Origin of the sequence: Pseudomonas sp. RA_35y_Pfl2_P32 (assembly GCF_963970735.1) — a bacterium.
In the GTDB taxonomy this organism is placed as follows: Bacteria; Pseudomonadota; Gammaproteobacteria; order Pseudomonadales; family Pseudomonadaceae; genus Aquipseudomonas.
Genome location: NZ_CAXAQF010000116.1, coordinates 1 through 642 on the forward strand (window position 1 = coordinate 1; position 642 = coordinate 642).

General features: G+C 67.8%; 1 pseudogene. It reads left to right on the forward strand.

Going from position 1 to position 642, the window contains the following annotated elements:
• Positions 1-642, forward strand: a pseudogene (locus tag AACY45_RS27380) (WalW protein); the annotation flags it as partial.

Sequence of the window (642 nt, forward strand, 5' to 3'; positions counted from 1 at the left end):
GCCCACCGCTGGTTCGCCGATCATGGCGTGCCACTGACCTATATGGTCGATTATCCGATTGTAGCGGACCCCCGCGCGGTGGAGGTGCTCGGTGCTGCGTGCGCCGACGGTGTCTCGGCGATCGGCACCCAATTGCACGGCTGGGTCAATCCGCCCTTCCAGGAGGCGCTGACGCCGTTCAACAGTTATGTCGGAAATCTGCCGCGCTCGCTGGAGGCTGCGAAGATCGATCGCCTCACCGACGCCATCACGGCCGCGTTCGGCACGCGCCCGATCGCCTATCGCGCCGGGCGCTATGGCATTGGCCCGCAGACGCTGACCTTGCTCGCCGAACGCGGCTACCGCCTCGATAGCTCGATGCGCGCGCGCTACAGTTATGCGGCGGACGGCGGGCCCGATTTCTCCGACATTGGCAATGCCGCCTTCCATGCCGGGCCGGGCGGCAGCTTGGTCGAGTTGCCGCTGACGACCGTGTATACGGGCCTGCTTCGGCGGCACGGCACCACCGTGTATCGTGCATTGGGACGTCTACCGAAGGGACGCGGCCTGGCCGCCCGCATGCGCCTGTTGTCGCGCGTGGCCCTGACGCCCGAGGATATGCCGCTGCCCGATGCGCTCGAGGCGATTGCGGTGGCGGCTGGG